At 58.5% G+C, this 16,217-nt stretch carries 17 protein-coding genes; 9 read left to right on the top strand and 8 right to left on the bottom strand.

The annotated features are described in order from the left end of the window. Positions 1–21: 21 nt before the first annotated feature. Positions 22–453, bottom strand: a complete 432-nt coding sequence (locus EBC_RS06970; protein WP_013201087.1) for a multidrug/biocide efflux PACE transporter — start codon at positions 451–453, stop codon at positions 22–24. Positions 454–541: 88 nt separating this feature from the next. Between EBC_RS06970 and EBC_RS06975 the strand changes: the two genes are divergently transcribed. Further along, positions 542–1,411, top strand: a complete 870-nt coding sequence (locus EBC_RS06975; RefSeq protein WP_013201088.1) for a LysR family transcriptional regulator — start codon at positions 542–544, stop codon at positions 1,409–1,411. Positions 1,412–1,418: 7 nt separating this feature from the next. Here the strand turns inward: EBC_RS06975 and ybaK are convergent, their stop codons facing one another. The 3 genes from ybaK to copA all read right to left on the bottom strand — a co-directional run bounded on the left by ybaK (position 1,419) and on the right by copA (position 5,537). Beyond that, positions 1,419–1,898 carry a Cys-tRNA(Pro)/Cys-tRNA(Cys) deacylase YbaK gene (ybaK, locus tag EBC_RS06980; protein WP_013201089.1) on the bottom strand — a complete coding sequence of 160 codons (480 nt, stop codon included), beginning with the start codon at positions 1,896–1,898 and terminating at the stop codon, positions 1,419–1,421. 173 nt (positions 1,899–2,071) lie between these two features. Next, the gene (locus EBC_RS06985; RefSeq protein ID WP_013201090.1) at positions 2,072–2,872 is read right to left on the bottom strand and encodes a TraB/GumN family protein; all 801 of its coding nucleotides are present in this window, start codon (positions 2,870–2,872) and stop codon (positions 2,072–2,074) included. Positions 2,873–2,963: 91 nt separating this feature from the next. After that, the gene (gene copA, locus EBC_RS06990) at positions 2,964–5,537 is read right to left on the bottom strand and encodes a copper-exporting P-type ATPase CopA (RefSeq protein ID WP_013201091.1); all 2,574 of its coding nucleotides are present in this window, start codon (positions 5,535–5,537) and stop codon (positions 2,964–2,966) included. Between the two features lie 96 nt (positions 5,538–5,633). Between copA and cueR the strand changes: the two genes are divergently transcribed. After that, positions 5,634–6,044 (top strand): Cu(I)-responsive transcriptional regulator, encoded by a 411-nt coding sequence (gene cueR, locus EBC_RS06995; RefSeq protein WP_013201092.1) that lies wholly within the window; start codon positions 5,634–5,636, stop codon positions 6,042–6,044. Positions 6,045–6,059: 15 nt separating this feature from the next. Here the strand turns inward: cueR and EBC_RS07000 are convergent, their stop codons facing one another. Beyond that, entirely contained in the window at positions 6,060–7,067 is a 1,008-nt protein-coding gene (locus EBC_RS07000; protein WP_013201093.1) for a GntR family transcriptional regulator, read from the bottom strand. A 381-nt stretch (positions 7,068–7,448) separates the two neighbouring features. Here EBC_RS07000 and EBC_RS07005 point away from each other — a divergent pair, with 381 nt between their 5' ends. From EBC_RS07005 to EBC_RS07035, 7 genes are read left to right on the top strand one after another with little or no spacing between them, the layout of a single operon-like run. Continuing rightward, a complete protein-coding gene (locus tag EBC_RS07005; protein ID WP_013201094.1) occupies positions 7,449–8,330 on the top strand; it encodes a polysaccharide deacetylase family protein in 882 nt (293 codons plus the stop codon). 30 nt (positions 8,331–8,360) lie between these two features. Beyond that, positions 8,361–9,743: an MFS transporter gene (locus EBC_RS07010; protein WP_013201095.1), complete on the top strand. Its 1,383-nt coding sequence runs from the start codon at positions 8,361–8,363 to the stop codon at positions 9,741–9,743. Between the two features lie 3 nt (positions 9,744–9,746). Beyond that, positions 9,747–10,520, top strand: a complete 774-nt coding sequence (locus EBC_RS07015; RefSeq protein WP_013201096.1) for an SDR family NAD(P)-dependent oxidoreductase — start codon at positions 9,747–9,749, stop codon at positions 10,518–10,520. Positions 10,521–10,531: 11 nt separating this feature from the next. Further along, positions 10,532–11,278 (top strand): SDR family NAD(P)-dependent oxidoreductase, encoded by a 747-nt coding sequence (locus EBC_RS07020; RefSeq protein WP_013201097.1) that lies wholly within the window; start codon positions 10,532–10,534, stop codon positions 11,276–11,278. 15 nt (positions 11,279–11,293) lie between these two features. Then, the gene (locus EBC_RS07025) at positions 11,294–11,590 is read left to right on the top strand and encodes a hypothetical protein (protein ID WP_013201098.1); all 297 of its coding nucleotides are present in this window, start codon (positions 11,294–11,296) and stop codon (positions 11,588–11,590) included. Between the two features lie 3 nt (positions 11,591–11,593). Then, complete coding sequence (locus EBC_RS07030; protein WP_013201099.1) at positions 11,594–12,673, top strand: CobW family GTP-binding protein; 1,080 nt, start codon at positions 11,594–11,596, stop codon at positions 12,671–12,673. Further along, positions 12,673–13,866, top strand: coding sequence for an ABC transporter substrate-binding protein (locus tag EBC_RS07035; RefSeq protein WP_013201100.1), 1,194 nt, complete (start codon positions 12,673–12,675; stop codon positions 13,864–13,866). Before EBC_RS07030 ends, EBC_RS07035 begins: the two co-directional genes overlap by 1 nt. On the opposite strand, the gene EBC_RS07040 is transcribed toward EBC_RS07035, so the two are convergent. From EBC_RS07040 to EBC_RS07050, 3 genes are all read right to left on the bottom strand, one after another. Next, positions 13,835–14,302 (bottom strand): NfeD family protein, encoded by a 468-nt coding sequence (locus EBC_RS07040; protein ID WP_013201101.1) that lies wholly within the window; start codon positions 14,300–14,302, stop codon positions 13,835–13,837. The genes EBC_RS07035 and EBC_RS07040 overlap by 32 nt on opposite strands. Then, positions 14,299–15,216, bottom strand: coding sequence for an SPFH domain-containing protein (locus EBC_RS07045; protein ID WP_013201102.1), 918 nt, complete (start codon positions 15,214–15,216; stop codon positions 14,299–14,301). The genes EBC_RS07040 and EBC_RS07045 overlap by 4 nt, the downstream gene beginning before the upstream one ends. 97 nt (positions 15,217–15,313) lie before the next feature. Continuing rightward, positions 15,314–16,171 (bottom strand): co-chaperone YbbN, encoded by an 858-nt coding sequence (locus EBC_RS07050; protein ID WP_013201103.1) that lies wholly within the window; start codon positions 16,169–16,171, stop codon positions 15,314–15,316. Positions 16,172–16,217 lie beyond the last annotated feature (46 nt).

Genomic DNA, 16,217 nt, shown 5'->3' on the forward strand with positions numbered 1-16,217 from the left:
GCCGTTTTTTCGCGTTGCCGGTTAAACCTGGCACTGTCTGCGCTGGATCAACCTGGCGCGCAGGCTGTCGTAAACCCAGTTATAGGCCACGGTGTACGGCAGGAAGAACAGGAAGAAGGAGACTTCCAGCAGAAACGCCTGCCAGAGACCAATCCCCAACATCCAGGCCGCAATCGGCAAACCAATACCGATAAAGCCACCCTCAAAGCCTAACGCATGAAGGACGCGCAGCAGCAGCCCGCGCTTCACCGTTGGCGGCACCAGTCGGTCAAAACCGGCGTTATAAATGATGTTCCAGCCCATCGCCACGGTGGACAGCATGATGGCTAACGCACCCATCTGAAACAGCGGCTTCTCCATGATCCAGGCGGCAAGAGGGGACACCAGCAGGATCGCCAGCACCTCGAAGCCTGCGGCATGATAAAAACGTTCTTTCAGTGTTCTGGTACGCATAAATGCTCCTTAGTTGTTACCGGACGCTATTTTCCCCGTTTTCTTTGCTAAGATAAAATGACTACCTATCTAGAAAATCGATACATCAATGCGTTATTCACCGGAATCGTTGCAAGCTTTTGTGCAGACCGTCGAAAGCGGTTCGTTTTCTGCCGCTGCAAGGGCGCTGCGCAAAAGCCAGTCCACCATCAGTACTGCCGTGGCTAATCTGGAAACCGATTTGGGATTTTCCCTGTTCAGCCGTGATGCCCGTTCGCCGGTGCTGACTGAAAACGGTCGACGCGCGCTGGCGCAGGTCAGGGAGATCCTTAACGCCAGCGCGCAGCTGGATGAGCTGGCGGTGAGGCTGGCAGGCGAGGTGGAACCGTGCCTCAGTCTTGCGATCTCGGACTTCTGGCAGGCGGATTATCACGAGTCGCTGCTGAAACGGCTGGATGCGCGTTATCCCGACATCGAATTTGAGTGCATGATTGCCGAAGATGCCGACGTGATCGATCTGCTGCAGGCCGGTCGGGCGCATATTGGCGTGATCCGCGTTCAGCCCGATTACCCGGAAGAGATCGCCACCTCGCGGCTGCAGGTTGAAGCGCAGATGGCGATCTATCTGCATCAGGATCATCCGTTGGCCAGTAAAGCGAAGGTCACCGAAGCCGAGCTGAAAACCCTGCGTCAACTCTGTCTGAATACCTGGGTGGAGAATGAACGTTATCAGGGCGGGAAGGGGATTTGGTCGGCACCGTCATACCTGTTGTTGCTGGAGATGGCTGAACAGGGATTTGGCTGGAGTATTTTGCCGCGCTGGCTGGTGGAGCAGTTTGGCCATCAGGTGTTAAGCGAGTTGCCGGTTACCGGCTGGCCGCAAAAAATTTCGGTGGATGTGGCCCGGTCGCGGCGTTCGCCGCCCGGACCGGCAGGCCAATGGATGATTGACCAGCTGCTGGCCCAGACGGCGGACTGACCGGCGATCAGTCGCGCCGGGCGATATCGGCGAAGGTGGCGCTCAGCAGCTGGGCTAAATCCTGCGGTGAGAGCTCAATTTCCAGCCCACGCTTGCCGCCGGAAACAAAAATGGTCGGGAACTGCTGCGCCAGGCTGTCGATCACCGTTGGCAGCCGCTTCTTTTGCCCCAGCGGGCTGATCCCGCCCAGCAGATAACCGGTGGTACGCTGCGCAATCTGTGGATCGGCCATCTCGACCTTTTTCGCACCCAGCGCTTTCGCCACGTTTTTCAAATCCAGCTGGCTGGCAACCGGCGTAACGGCCACCGCCAGCGTTTTGCCATCGCCGTTCAGCGACACCAGCAGGGTTTTATACACCTGTTCGGCATTTTGATTGAGTTTACGTACGGCCTCATCACCAAAATGGGTATCGTTGCTGTCATGTTCGTAGGCATGCAGCTGAAAGCTGACCTTTTGTTTTTCGAGAAGTTTTACTGCCGGTGTCATACTTCACGTCCTTCTGTAAGCGTCTGGCTGGACCCAATATCTACAATAATAGTGGCGAAATTTCAGGCTTTGAGCGACAATCGGCCCCCCGCTGGCAACCTGATTGCTACCGGATAACTAAAATCATAAAAAAATTCCTCTTTGACGGGCCGATAGCAATATTGGCCTTTTTTTTATCTGTTTTTCAGCAGATCGGGCAGATTGCCCTCGCCATAAAGGTGCAGTGCGCCCACCGCCACCACATACCTGCCTTGCGGCAAATCCCGTAACGTTTGTACCCAGCGCTGATTCCTTTGCAGCATCAGCACATCATTCAGCGCGCTGTTAAAGGTACTCGGCAGCGCGGTCTGTTTCTGGCCCGGCGGGCTTTCCAGCCACCAGCTAATCATGGTTTGCAGCAGGCGCGCGTTGGTATGCCAGTGGATCAGTGTGTCCTGCAGCAGCGTCAGGCCGTTATCCGGCAGGGCTCTGAGCAGCGCCAGCTGCGTTTCCGGGCCTTCCAGTTCAATCACCGGCTTTTGTAAGGCGCGGGCCGCTTTCAGCAGCTGGAAGTCGATACCGTAATCCGCCCGCAGTCCCAGACGCTGGGCCTGCTGCGCCTGAAGCATCAGCGCAACCTGCCAGGCGGGCAGCGTGTCGATCGCTTCGGGGCTGATCGCCACTTCGTCACACAGGCGATGCAGCCGGGTCAGTTCCTCTGACGTCAGGCGTTCTGCCAGCGGTGGGCAGGTTTCGCTTTCACTAAAGGGGGACGCGCTGCCGGTGATATCCGCCTCAACGATCAGCGCATCCGCCCGCTCAAGCTGTGCCTGCAGGGTCGCTGGCAGCGGCATCATATTCTGGGTGCCCATATGAATACTGCCGACCAGATGCAGCTGACTGTGATCTGTGGTGACATCCTGTGCCGGGTAGGCGTAGCGCACTGGCGACAGTAATCGCCAGAGAGATGCCGCCTTACGCAATAGTTTTCCCATACTTTCCGCCTTGTCAGTTAGCCAGCCATGCTAACGCTTTAACTGGCTGAGTAACAGGTAAAAACGGCGGATCCGGCGTGCGATAAATCCGTTATTCAGCCGGTGGCTGGTAGCGGATCAGTCGGTTGGCGTTGCTGACCACGGTAATGGAAGACAGCGCCATCGCGGCACCCGCAACCACCGGGCTGAGCAGGGTGCCGGTCAACGGATAAAGCACGCCGGCGGCAATCGGAATGCCGAGGGCGTTATAGACAAACGCGCCCAGTAAATTCTGCTTCATATTGCGCAAGGTGGCTTTGGCGATGGCCAGCGCATCGACTACCGCATTCAGATCGTGGCGCATCAGGGTGATGCCGGCCGTTTCAATCGCCACATCGCTGCCGCTGCCCATCGCAATGCCGACATCGGCCTGGGCCAGGGCGGGCGCATCGTTGATGCCATCCCCAACCATCGCCACAATCTGCCCCTGCTGTTGCAGCGCGCGAATCGCCTCAGCTTTGCCTTCCGGCAACACCCCGGCGATCACCCGGTCCATACCGGCTTCTCTGGCGATGGCCTGGGCAGTAATTTCGTTATCGCCGGTCAGCATCACCAGCTGATAACCACGTTCACGCAGGCGTTTCAGCGCCGATACGCTCTCTTTGCGCAGCGGATCGCGCACTGAGAATAACGCGACAATTTTGCCATCGGCGGCCAGCAGCACGGGCGTTATGCCTTTGGCGGCCTGCCGATCGATCCGAGCGTTCAGGCTTACGCTGTCGATCTGCTGCTGATCCATCAGCGCGCGGTTGCCCAGCCACAGTTCAACGCCGCTGACCTTACCGCTGACGCCTTTACCGGCAAGGGTGCGGAATTGCTCAACGGTCGGCAGCGTTTGCCCGCCGGCTTTTTCTTGCAACGCGCGGGCCAGCGGATGGGAAGAACCCTGTTCCAGCGCGGCGGCCCAGCCGATCGCCTGCTGCTCATTGGCACCATTAAACAGCATGATGTCGACCACGCGCGGTGTCCCTTCGGTCAGGGTGCCGGTTTTATCAAACACCAGAGTGGAAAGGGTGCTGGCGCGTTGCAGTGCATCGGCATCCCGCACCAGCACACCAAATTCGGCAGCACGCCCAACGCCGGCAATGATCGACATCGGCGTGGCCAGACCCAGCGCACAGGGGCAGGCGATAATCAGCACGGTGGTGGCAATCACCAGCGTGTACACCACCTGCGGGGCCGGGCCAACAACGTACCAGATGGCGGCGCTGATCAGGGCGATAGCCACCACCGCCGGGACAAAGACCGCCGAAATGCGGTCAGCCAGCTTACCGATCTCCGGCTTGCTGCTTTGTGCCTGGCGCACGCTGTGAATAATTCTTGCGAGGGTGGTGTTTTTGCCGACGGCGCTGGCGGTGAACAGCACGCTGCCATCCTGCATCAGCGTGCCCGCGTGGATCTCGTCGCCAGCCACCTTCTGCTGCGGCATCGCTTCGCCGGTCAGCATCGCTTCATCCAGCCAGGCTTCACCCTGGCTGAGCGTGCCGTCAACCGGGACGCGATCGCCGGTGGTCAGACGCAGCGTCATGCCTGGCTGAACGTCACTGAGTGGCAGCACGCGTTCACCGTCTGCCGTCACCACGCGCGCGGTGGGCGGCGTCAGATCGAGCAATTTCTCCAGCGCTTTTGAGGAGCGCTGCCGGGCGCGTTGCTCCAGCATATGGCCGAGGTTGATCAGGCCGATAATCATCGCGCTGGCTTCGTAATAAAGATGGCGCGCCTGAGGCGGGAAAAAGTCCGGCCACAGGTTCACAGAAATGGAGTAAAGCCAGGCGGCTGCGGTTCCCAACGCGACCAGCGTATCCATGGTCGCGGTGCCTTTTAGCAGGCTGCGCCAGGCGCTGCGATAGAAATGACCGCCGGCCAGCACCATTACCAGCAAGGTGGTGAGGCCAACGGCCAGCCAGCCATTGCGGTTGCTGTCGGTCAGCATCATATTGTCGCCGACCATTCCCCACAGCATCAGCGGAATGCCCAGCGTCAGGGCAAGTGCGGCCTGCCAGCGGAAACGGCGAACGGCCTGGCGGGCAGTCTGCTGCTGTTTTTCCCGCCGTTCGACGTCATCTTCAATAATTTCTGCCGTATAACCGGCATTTTTCACCGCATCGATCAGCGACTCAGCGGCGGCATCGCCCATCACCAGCGCACTGCGCTCGGCAAGGTTGACCCGCGCCTGGCTGACGCCGCTCACCTGTTGCAGCGCGTTCTGCACCCGACTGACGCAGCTGGCACAGCTCATGCCATCAATCAGCAGGTGAAAACTCGCTGCAGGTGCAGCTGATGCCGTCAGCGGCTCAGCGTGGGCGAGCGGGGCCGCTTCAGCTGAAGAGGCCTGTGGCGCCGGAAGCTGGTGGGAGTCCGCTGTCAGCGCTTCCGGCTGGGTGTCTGATGCTGTCAGCGGTTCAGCCTTTGGGAAGCTGTCGTCCTGCGCCAGGCTGGCGTGATACCCGGCCTGTTCAACGGTGGCGATCAGTTCGCTGGCGTCAGCGCTGCCGCTGATACGCGCTTCAGCGATCGACACGTCGGCCTGTTCAACGTCGGCACGTTGCTCCAGCGCCTCTTTGACTCGTTTTACGCAGTGGCCGCAGGTTAAGCCATCCAGCGCCAATAACGTGGTCTGTGACATGGTGTAAGCTCCTGGTTATCCGGTTTGACCCCAATGGGGTTTTACAGTAGTAATGAAGGTTAAACCTTCCATCAAGGGGAAGGTCAAGGAGAGAAGATGAATATCAGCGATGTGGCGAAAAAAACCGGGCTGACCAGCAAAGCGATTCGATTTTACGAAGAGAAAGGTCTGGTTACCGCGCCCTTGCGCAGCGAAAACGGCTACCGCAGCTACACGGCGAAGCACCTGGAAGAACTGACCCTACTGCGCCAGGCCCGGCAGGTGGGTTTCAATCTGGAAGAGTGCGGCGAGATGGTGACGCTGTTCAATAATCCGCAGCGGCATAGCGCGGATGTGAAGGCTAGAACGCTGGTCAAAGTGGCGGAAATTGAGTCGCATATTGAGGAACTGACCAGAATGCGTGAACGCTTGCTGGCGCTGGCGGCAAGCTGCCCTGGCGACGACAGTGCCGATTGCCCGATCATTAACGATCTTGCCGGCTGCTGCCACAGCAAAAAGGCCGGCTGATTGTCCGCCAGAATCTCAGCTTAAACGCAGCAGGTAGGGCGGCAGTTCAGGCACCGGTAACACAGAGAGCACCTTGAGCTTCTGTAATGTGCGGATCTGCGAACGTTCCAGATGCTCCCGCAGCCCCATCGCCGCCAAATCCCAGCTTCCCTTCAGCAGCATCTCATACACCAGACGGTGTTCTTTGACGATCGCGTCATCAATCGGGATCGCCAGCATCTCATAAAAAATCCGCGTGACGATCAACGGTGACTGGCTCTGCCGCAGGATCTCCATCATCGTGCGGTTGCCGGCAGGCTCCAGGCAAAACAGATGCAGATCGTCCTCGACCAGTTCCAGCTCGGCGGAGCTGACCCGTTTGCCTTCAACCTGATCCAGCCGTTGCAGATTGTCGAGGATCTGTTGCTGCGGCAGATGCGGTGCGGCTTTACGCAGCGCGGCAGATTCCAGGCTGGCGCGGATCTCATAATGATCGGTGATCTCTCTGGCGGTTAACGGGCCTGCCAGCCACTGGGAATAGGGCTCTTTTTCCACCAGCCCTTTGTCGCGCAGGCGCATCAGGCTTTCGCGGATGCTGTTGCGGCTGACGTTATAGAACTCGGCAGCCTGGGCTTCATTCAGCTGGTAGTGGCCGAAAACCATGCAGGTGGAGAGCGCTTCCTGCAAACTTTGCAGCAGTTTTTCGCCGGTGCTGCGGGTATCAACCAGTTCCCGCTGCTGATCCAGTCCCAGCACGCTGCGCGTCAGGGCGATACGCAGGGGTTCAACCTCTTCATTCTGCCGGGCAACGATAAAGCCACGGCCCTCAAAGCGGGTGATCAAGCCCTGATCGTGCAGCAAACTCAGTGCCTGGCGGACCGGCACGCGGCTGGTGCCAAACAGCTGGGCCAGCGGGCCTTCAACCAGTACCAGGCCATGGGGAACCTTGCGGGAAGCGATGGCATCTTCAAGTACCTGACGAATGGTTTCATAGCGCGCGGGCGCTCTGGCCTCCACCTTCAAACTGTCACTGTCGTTAACCATCCTTAATCCCACTCTCCCGCTGAACAGACCGCCATTATGCCATATCCCCTCAGTTTCAGGGGAGCGAAGCCGTGCGCATCGCCATGGTGCAGGCTGCACAATAATGGATCGTTTAGCACACCAGTCATTATTCACCGGCTGCCTCGCCGAGACGCCTTAACGGCTTACCGTGCGCCTGATACGCGATTAATCCAACTATTTTATAATATTAATCAATTGCTTAATTTTACCTTTCCGCGATTTTCGAGGCGCATCACCAAAACCTGGCATCCTCTTTGCTACTTTAAAAATGTACATTTGTTTTTAATATCCATTTTATAGGCGACAAAGTGAGCGGCTTCAGGCCTGGCTTGTGAGTCGACCCGATGAGGAGAGTGAAAGATGGCCAAAGAAATCCTGTGTGCGTTTGGTGTCGATGTGGATGCCGTTGCCGGCTGGTTGGGATCGTACGGCGGTGAAGATTCTCCCGACGATATCTCACGCGGCATGTTCGCCGGTGAAGTGGGCGCGCCGCGTCTGCTGAAGATGTTTGCCGAACATCAGTTAAAAACCACGTGGTTTATTCCCGGCCACTCAATCGAAACCTTCCCGGAGCAGATGCAGGCCGTGGCTGACGCGGGCCATGAAATTGGTATTCACGGCTACAGCCATGAAAACCCGATCGCCATGACCCCGGCGCAGGAAGAAGCCATTCTCGATCGCAGCATCGAGCTGGTCAGCAAACTGGCCGGCAAGCGCCCGACCGGCTATGTGGCGCCATGGTGGGAATTCAGCAACGTCACCAACGAGCTGCTGCTGAAGAAAGGCATCAAGTATGACCACAGCCTGATGCATAACGACTTCCATCCCTATTACGTTCGCGTCGGTGACAGCTGGACCAAGATTGATTACAGCAAACACCCTGACAGCTGGATGAAACCGCTGGAGCGCGGCGTGGAAACCGATTTGGTGGAGATCCCGGCCAACTGGTACCTCGACGATCTGCCGCCGATGATGTTTATCAAAAAATCCCCTAACAGCCATGGCTTCGTTAACCCGCGCCATCTGGAAGAGATGTGGCGTGACCAGTTTGACTGGGTCTATCGCGAAAACGACTTCGCGGTGTTCACCATGACCATTCACCCGGACGTGTCAGGTCGCCCACAGGTGCTGCTGATGCTTGAGCGCCTGATTAAATACATTCAAAGCCATGAAGGCGTGCGTTTTGTCACCTTCGACGAAATCGCTGATGACCACCTGAAGCGCAATCCGCGCAAGGGTTAAGCCCATTACCTTTTAATGAGTGAGCGCACTATGAGCCTGTTTAAACGTCCCTCTGTTAACGGCTGGCTTCCACAGCAGCTGAGCATCAAAGATGTGAAGTTTGCTACCTGGATTGCCTTTTTTGCCTGGGTGTTCGCGGTCTATGACTTCATTTTATTCGGCACCTTGCTGCCGGCGATTGGCGGCCACTTCGGCTGGAGTGAAGTGGAGCAGGCTGAAATTGCCACCTGGGTGGCGGTGGGCGGCGCAGTGATTGCGCTGGCGATTGGTCCGCTGGTGGATCGACTGGGACGTCGAATGGGCATCGTGATTACCGTCGGTGGCGCCGCGCTCTGTTCGCTGCTGACCGCCATCGGCGGGGCGTGGGGCAAAGGTGCGCTCACCGCCATTCGTTCAGTGGCTGGCCTTGGTTATGCCGAGCAGACGGTTAACGCCACCTATTTGTCCGAGCTGTATGCGGCGATTGACGATCCGAAACTGAACAAGCGTAAAGGCTTTATCTACAGCCTGGTGCAGGGCGGCTGGCCGGTCGGCGCGCTGGTGGCGTCGGCGCTCACCGCGATTTTGATGCCGATTATCGGCTGGCAGGGCAGCTTTATCTTTGCGGCCATCCCGTCTCTGGTGATTGCGGTGATGGCGTTAAAACTGAAAGAGACGCCGCAGTTCCAGGTTCATCAGCATATCAAACAGCTGCGGGCCGCCGGCAATGAAACCGATGCGCGTCAGGTTGCGCAGGACTATGACATGCCGTACGAAGAGCAGCAGAAGTCCGGCCTCGCGGCGGCGTTTCGCGGCACGTCCTTGCGGGCAACGCTGGTGTTAGGCGGCGCGGTGTTGCTGAACTGGTTCGCGATACAGATCTTCAGCGTGCTCGGCACCACGGTGATCACCAAAACGCATGCCGTGTCCTTCGATAACTCGCTGCTGATCCTGATTATGTCCAACCTGGTGGGTTACTGCGGCTATCTGGCGCACGGCTGGTTAGGCGATAGGTTTGGTCGTCGCAACACCATCGCCGTAGGCTGGATGTTGGGCGGCGTGGCCTTCGCCGGCATGCTGTTCTGCCCGGATAACTTTGCCATCATCGTGGCGCTGTACAGCGTTGGCCTGTTCTTCCTGATTGGCCCTTACGCTGCCGCGCTGTTCTTTATCAGTGAAAGCTTCCCCACCGCTATTCGCGCCACCGCAGGTGCGCTGATTGGTGCGATGGGGCCGGTTGGCGCCATTATCGCTGGCGTCGGCACCACCTCAATCCTCAGCAACGGCGGCCACTGGCAAGAAGCGGCCTTATGGTTTGGCGCGCTGCCGTGCTTTATCTCAGGAATGATCATTTTACTGGCACGCCACGTTCCGGAAAAAGCGGCTGCAGCGCAGAACGCATCGCATAACGGCACTATTCAGATTCAGGAGTGAACTGTGACTACAACGCAAACAACCCCGGTAGCGCTGATCAGCGGCGCAGCGAGTGGCATCGGGCTGGCACTGGCAAAAAACTATGCCCAGCGTGGCGTGAAGGTGGTGGGCGGGTTTTATCCCGCCGATCCACACGACCCGAAACGCGCCGCCGCAGAAGTGGAGGCGCTGGGAGGCGACGCGCTTTGGCTGCCGCTGGATGTGGCGGAAACGGAATCGGTTAATGCGTTTGTCGCCGCAGCCATCGCCCATTTTGGCCGCATTGATTATGTCGTTGCCAACGCGGGCGTGCTGCGCCGCGCGCCGATTGCAGAGATGAGCGACGATCGCTGGAATGAGATGCTGAATGTCGATTTGACCGGCGTGATGCGTTGCTTCCGCGCGACGGCGCCGCACCTTGGTGAGGGTGCCAGTCTGGTGGCGGTGTCCTCCATCGCCGGCGGCGTCTATGGCTGGCAGGATCATGCCCATTACGCGGCGGCTAAAGCCGGCATTCCCGGCATTTGTCGCTCGATGGCAGTGGAACTTGCGCCAAAAGGCGTGCGCTGTAACGCGGTGATCCCAGGACTTATTGAAACACCGCAGTCGCTGGATAAAGAGAACTCGCTGGGGCCAGAAGGGCTGGCAAAAGCCTCACGGGTGATCCCGTTAGGGCGTCCCGGCCGCGCTGATGAGGTGGCTAACCTGATCAGTTTTCTGACCAGCGATGCCAGTAGCTATCTCACCGGACAAAGCCTGATTATTGACGGCGGTCTGACGGTTCGCTGGCCAGAATGAAGGAGGCAATGATGCAACTGGAACAGAAAAGAGCGGTCATCACCGGTGCTGCCAGCGGAATTGGCCTGGCCATCGCCAGCCTGTTCGCCCGCGAGGGCGCCCGACTGGTGCTGGCCGATCGTCATGCGGATAACCTGCAAAACGCGGTTGCGGCCTGCCGTGAACGGGGAGCTGACTGCATCGGCGTGGTGGCGGACGTCGGCCAGGTGGCGGGCGCGCAGTCGGGGGTTGATGCCTGTGTCGAACAGTTCGGCGGCATCGATATTTTGGTCAACAACGCCGGGATGCTCAGCCAGGCGCGCTGCACTGATATCAGCCTCGCGATGTGGGACGAGATGATGGCGGTCGATCTTCGCAGCGTATTTCTCGCTTCACAACGCGCGCTGCCATGGATGCTGGCGCAGAAATGGGGTCGCATTATCAACGTGGCGTCACAGCTCGGCATCAAGGGTGGAGCAGAGCTTTGCCACTATGCTGCCGCCAAAGCGGGTGTGATTGGCTTTACCAAATCGCTGGCGCTGGAAGTTTCCGCGCAGAATGTGCTGGTGAATGCCATTGCGCCAGGCCCGATCGAAACGCCGCTGATTGAGGGTCTGAACAGCGAGTGGAAGAAAGCCAAAGCCGCCGAACTGCCTTTAGGCCGTTTTGGCCGGGCAGAGGAGATTGCACCGGTGGCGCTGCTGCTGGCAAGTGAACCCGGCGGCAACCTGTTTGTCGGGCAGACCCTTGGGCCGAACTCCGGCGACGTGATGCCCTGAAACAAGGAGCGCAACATGTGTGGCGTATGTGGTTTATTGGATAGCGGTCCGCAGTGGAGCGATCCGCTGCAAAATACCTTGCCCCGCCGACAGCTGCGGCTGCAGCAAATGGCGATGTTAAACCATGCGCTGGCCCCTTTCCGCCTGAAGCTGACGGATTTTCACACTAGCTGGGTGCTGGCCAGCCCGACCGGGCAGCAGGTGATAGTTAACAGCCTGGAGCAAATCTGGCAGGAAGCGGAAGCGCTGTTAAAGCGTCCGCTGGATCCGCTGGATGATGACTGGCTGGATGCACTGGAACAGACGAGGTAGCAGATGCAGGATGGGCAGAAGATCCCGGTTCACGTGCTGAGTGGCTTCCTGGGCAGCGGTAAAACCACGCTGCTCAAAAGCTGGCTGGGCGGACAGGCGCTGGCAGACGTTGCGCTGCTGGTTAACGAGTTTGGTGAGGTGGGCATCGATCATCTGCTGTTGGGCGAAGTTGCGCCGGATACGGTGTTACTGCCCAGCGGATGCGTCTGCTGCCAGGTGCGGGGAGAACTGAAGCAGGCGCTGCTGGATCTGAGCGAACGGCGTGAGCGCGGACAGCTGCCGCCGTTTAAAAAGGTGATCCTTGAAACCACCGGTCTGGCCGATCCCTCGCCAATCCTCTCTACCTTGCTGCACGATCGTCAGCTGCAGTATCACTTTGCGCAGGGCGTGCTGGTGACGCTGGTCGATGCTGAGCACGGCTGGCAGCAGGCACAAAACCAGCCGGAATGGCTGGCGCAGGTTACGGCGGCAGATAAGCTGGCGGTGAGTAAAGGCGATCGGGTAAGCACGGCGCAGCGGCATCAGCTGGAAGCGTATCTTCAGCAGCTCAACCCGCTGGCCGAAATTGCTGAAACCACCACCTTTCTGCATCAGGCTGATACTTTGTTCGAAGCCGCTATCAGTGAAGGCAGCGCTCAGCAGCGTTTTCGCTGGCTGGGCAATCTGGCGGCGGAAAAGATCGGCGTTATCAGCAGCGATCCGGCCCCGGCAACGGCCGCTCTCAAGGCCGACGGTACCGCTGTCGCCCACCTCGGTAGCCATTATCCGCAAACGGAAACCTGTGTGATTACCCTGACGGAGAAGTTTAACTGGGCGGCCTTTGCGGTCTGGCTGTCGATGCTATTACACTGTCATGGCAGTGCGATACTGCGGATGAAAGGCATCTTACGGGTTCAGGAGAGCGACACGCCGGTGGTGATCCACGGCGTTCAGCACAGCCTGCATCCGCCGGTTCATCTGACAGACTGGCCGGGCGAGCTGGAAAGCTCCCAGCTGGTATTTATTCTTCGGGGCCTTAGCGCTTCGCGGTTGCAGAGCGCCTTCCTGCGTTTTCAGCAGCCCTTTTTAATCGGTGATAAGTAATGAACTCCGCAGCCGTGGCGACCAATCAAATCACTCTGCGCGTACTGGGGACGTCGGTAACGCTGCTGGAGCGCCTTCGCCTGCGTGCCGAACAGGATTTAGGCATCAAAATTGTCTACCTGTTACGCAGCGTGGAAGATGCTCAGCGCATCGCGGTAATGGAGCCTGAAAGCTACGATCTTTACGATCAGTGGTTCCACAATATCGATTTTGTCTGGCCAGCCCGCGCCATTCAGCCGCTGGAAATCAGCCGACTGAAATACTGGGATGAGATCAACGCGCTGCCGAAGCAGGGCACCTTGATCCCCGGCGGCAAGCTGGGCGACGGCAGCGTCCCGGTCAACCGTCTGTACGTGCAGCACGATGGCAGCCTTGGCGGCCAGCCGACTGAGCTGATCAGCATGCTGCCGTTGACGCACAATGCCGACAGTTTTGCGTACCATGCCGACCGCCTACCCGCCGCGTTAAGCCGCGAAGAGGAGAGCTGGGGCTGGTTACTCCATCCGGCGTTTTCGGGCCAGGCCGCATTGCAGGATGATGCGGCCATGGGCGCGCTGGATGCGGTGCTGGCCGTGCAGGGCGCCGGGCTGGGCGAATTCAGCAACGTCGGCAATCTGACGCTGGAAGAGATTGATAGCCTGACCGGCGTGCTGGCGGGATTGCAGCGCCAGGGACATTTCGCCGCCTTCTGGTCTACTCAGGATGAGGCCTGTGCGCTGATTGAGAATCAGCAGGTCGGCGTGCAAAGCCTGTGGGCTCCGACCTATTTCCGGCACCATTTCCGTCAGAGCGGCTATAAACTGGCGACGCCAAAAGAAGGTTACCGCGCCTGGTACGGCGGCATGTCTCTGTCGCGTTGCGCGACGGGGAAAATCAAGGATGCGGCCTACGCCTACCTTAACTGGTGGCAGTCGGGCTGGCCTGGCGCCATTATGGCCCGTCAGGGCTATTACATCTCCAATCCGCAACGTACGCGCGAGCATTTGTCGGAAGCGGAATGGGATTTCTGGTATGGCGGAAAACCGGCCAGTGACGTGTTGCCTGATGCCTCAGGCCAACCGCTGATCGCCAAAGGCGAAGTTCGCGATGGCGGCAGCTACGAACAGCGGATGAGCCATATTGGCGTCTGGAACTCAGTGATGGATGAACATAACTATCTGGTCAGACGCTGGCAGGACTTCCTGCGCGCCTGATGATTTTCAGCGTGACCCCTTCCACGGCAACCACCGTGACCGGGGTGCCCGCCGGGAAGTTTTCAGCCGCCTGCACACGCCAGCCGCTATCGCCAATGCGCACATGGCCAAAGCCATCGACCAGCGTTTCGTCCAGCGTCAGTTCGCGGCCAATCAGCTGAATGCCGCGCTGATTAAGCGAAGAGGGCGGCTGCTGGCGATCTTTGCCTTTCAGCCAGCGATACCACCACAGCGCCGAAAGCACCGTTAACAGCGCAAAGCTGACGCCCTGCCATTCCCATGGCAGCGGCACCAGCCACATCAGCAGGCTGACCAGCAGGGCTGCGACACCGCTCCACAGCAGGTAGCCGCTGGCACCGAGCATTTCCGCCGCCAGCAGCACGCCACCGACCGACAGCCACAGCCACCAGGGGTTCGCTAACAGCTCGGTGATCATTTCACACCCCGTTCCTTTTTGCTCTCGCCCATCAACTCGGCAATCCCCGCAATGGAACCCATCAGGCTGCTGGCTTCCAGCGGCATCATCACGATTTTGCTGCTGTTGGACGAACCAATTTTTTGCAACGCATCGGTGTACTTCTGCGCAACGAAGTAGTTGATGGCCTGAATGTCGCCGGCGGCAATCGCTTCAGAAACCATTTTGGTGGCAATCGCTTCCGCTTCCGCGCTACGTTCGCGGGCTTCAGCCTGCAGGAAGGCCGACTGGCGTTCACCTTCGGCTTTCAGAATTTGTGATTGCTTCTCACCTTCAGCCCGCAGGATCGCGGCCTGACGCACCCCTTCGGCTTCAAGAATACCTGCGCGCTTGGTACGTTCGGCTTTCATCTGCGCATTCATTGAGGCGATCAGTTCAACCGGCGGCCGCACGTCACGGATTTCAATACGGGTGATTTTCACGCCCCACGGATTGGTCGCTTCATCGACAATGCGCAGCAGGCGGGTATTAATGTTATCGCGCTGCGACAGCATCTCATCCAGATCCATTGACCCCAGTACCGTACGCATATTGGTCATGGTCAGATTGACGATCGCCAGTTCAAGATTACGCACTTCATAGGCAGCACGCGGCGCATCCACCACCTGGGTAAAACAGACCGCATCAATGGTGACGCTGGCGTTATCTTTAGAGATGATTTCCTGCGAGGGGATATCCAGCACCTGTTCCATCATGCTGATCTTGCGACCGACACGATCCATAAACGGCACCAGAAGATTCAGGCCAGGCTGCAGGGTTTTGGTATAGCGGCCAAAGCGCTCCACCGTCCACTGATAGCCCTGCGGGACAATTTTAATGCCTGACCAGACAATAATGAGGGCCAGAACAATAATGACAGGAATGACTGTAAGCATATAACCTCCGGATTGTTGTTACCTGGGCCGACTCATTCGGCCCAACCCCGTCATCATTCAGCCTGCCTGTGCCGCAGGCTGAACGGTTCCGGGAGGATCAGTACAGCAAAGAGTAGAGCTGTCTGCGGTATTTCGCCGCCAGTGCATCGCCCGTTCCCAGCGCGGCCAGGATCTCTTGCAGCATTTTGCGCGCCTGACCATTGGCCGCGCCCAAATCTTTCTTCAGGTGGGTAAACAGCAGCTCAAGCGCTTCTTCATTTCGTCCCACCTGATGCAGTTGCAGCCCCAGTTTGGTCGCCAGCTCAGCATTTTCAGGTTCCGCTTCCAGCTGTTGTTGCAGCTGTTGGATCTCCGGCGTATCGGCCGCCTGCTTCAGCAGGTCGATCTGCGCCATCAATCCCTGATAACGGGTATCTTTGTCCTGCAACGGCACGACGCTCAGCACCTGCTCAGCTTCTTCGCTGCGGTTTAAGGCAATCAGCGCTTCTGCCAGTAGGAAGCCCATTTCACTGTTCTGGTTACTCAGCTGCCAGGCGTCTTTCAGCAGCGGCAGGGCATCCAGCACTTTGCCTTCATCCATTAACTGCATGCCTTCCTGCGCCTTCAGTTCTTCCGGCTTTGGCAGCACTTTATCCAACAGCGCGCGGATCGCTTCTTCCGGCTGCGGTCCCTGGAAGCCATCAACCGGCTGGCCATTCTGGAACAGATAAACGGTCGGAATAGAGCGCAGACCAAACTGTTGCGCGACTGCCGGTTCGGCGTCGCAATCCAGCTCGGCGAGGATGAACTGACCGGCATACTCCTGCGCAAGGCGCTCCAGCACCGGTGACAGTTCCTGGCAATGCTGGCTGCGGGCAGACCAGAAGTAAAACAGTACCGGCACCTGCATCGACTGCTCTAGCGTCTGTTGCAGGTTGGTTTCGTTAATCGTAACAATTGCAGCTTGTGGTGACATGAATTTGTCTCTTTATCCGGGTTTCTTACTTTATTGGGGCGCAGCG

The organism is Erwinia billingiae Eb661 (assembly GCF_000196615.1).
In the GTDB taxonomy this organism is placed as follows: Bacteria; Pseudomonadota; Gammaproteobacteria; order Enterobacterales; family Enterobacteriaceae; genus Erwinia; species Erwinia billingiae.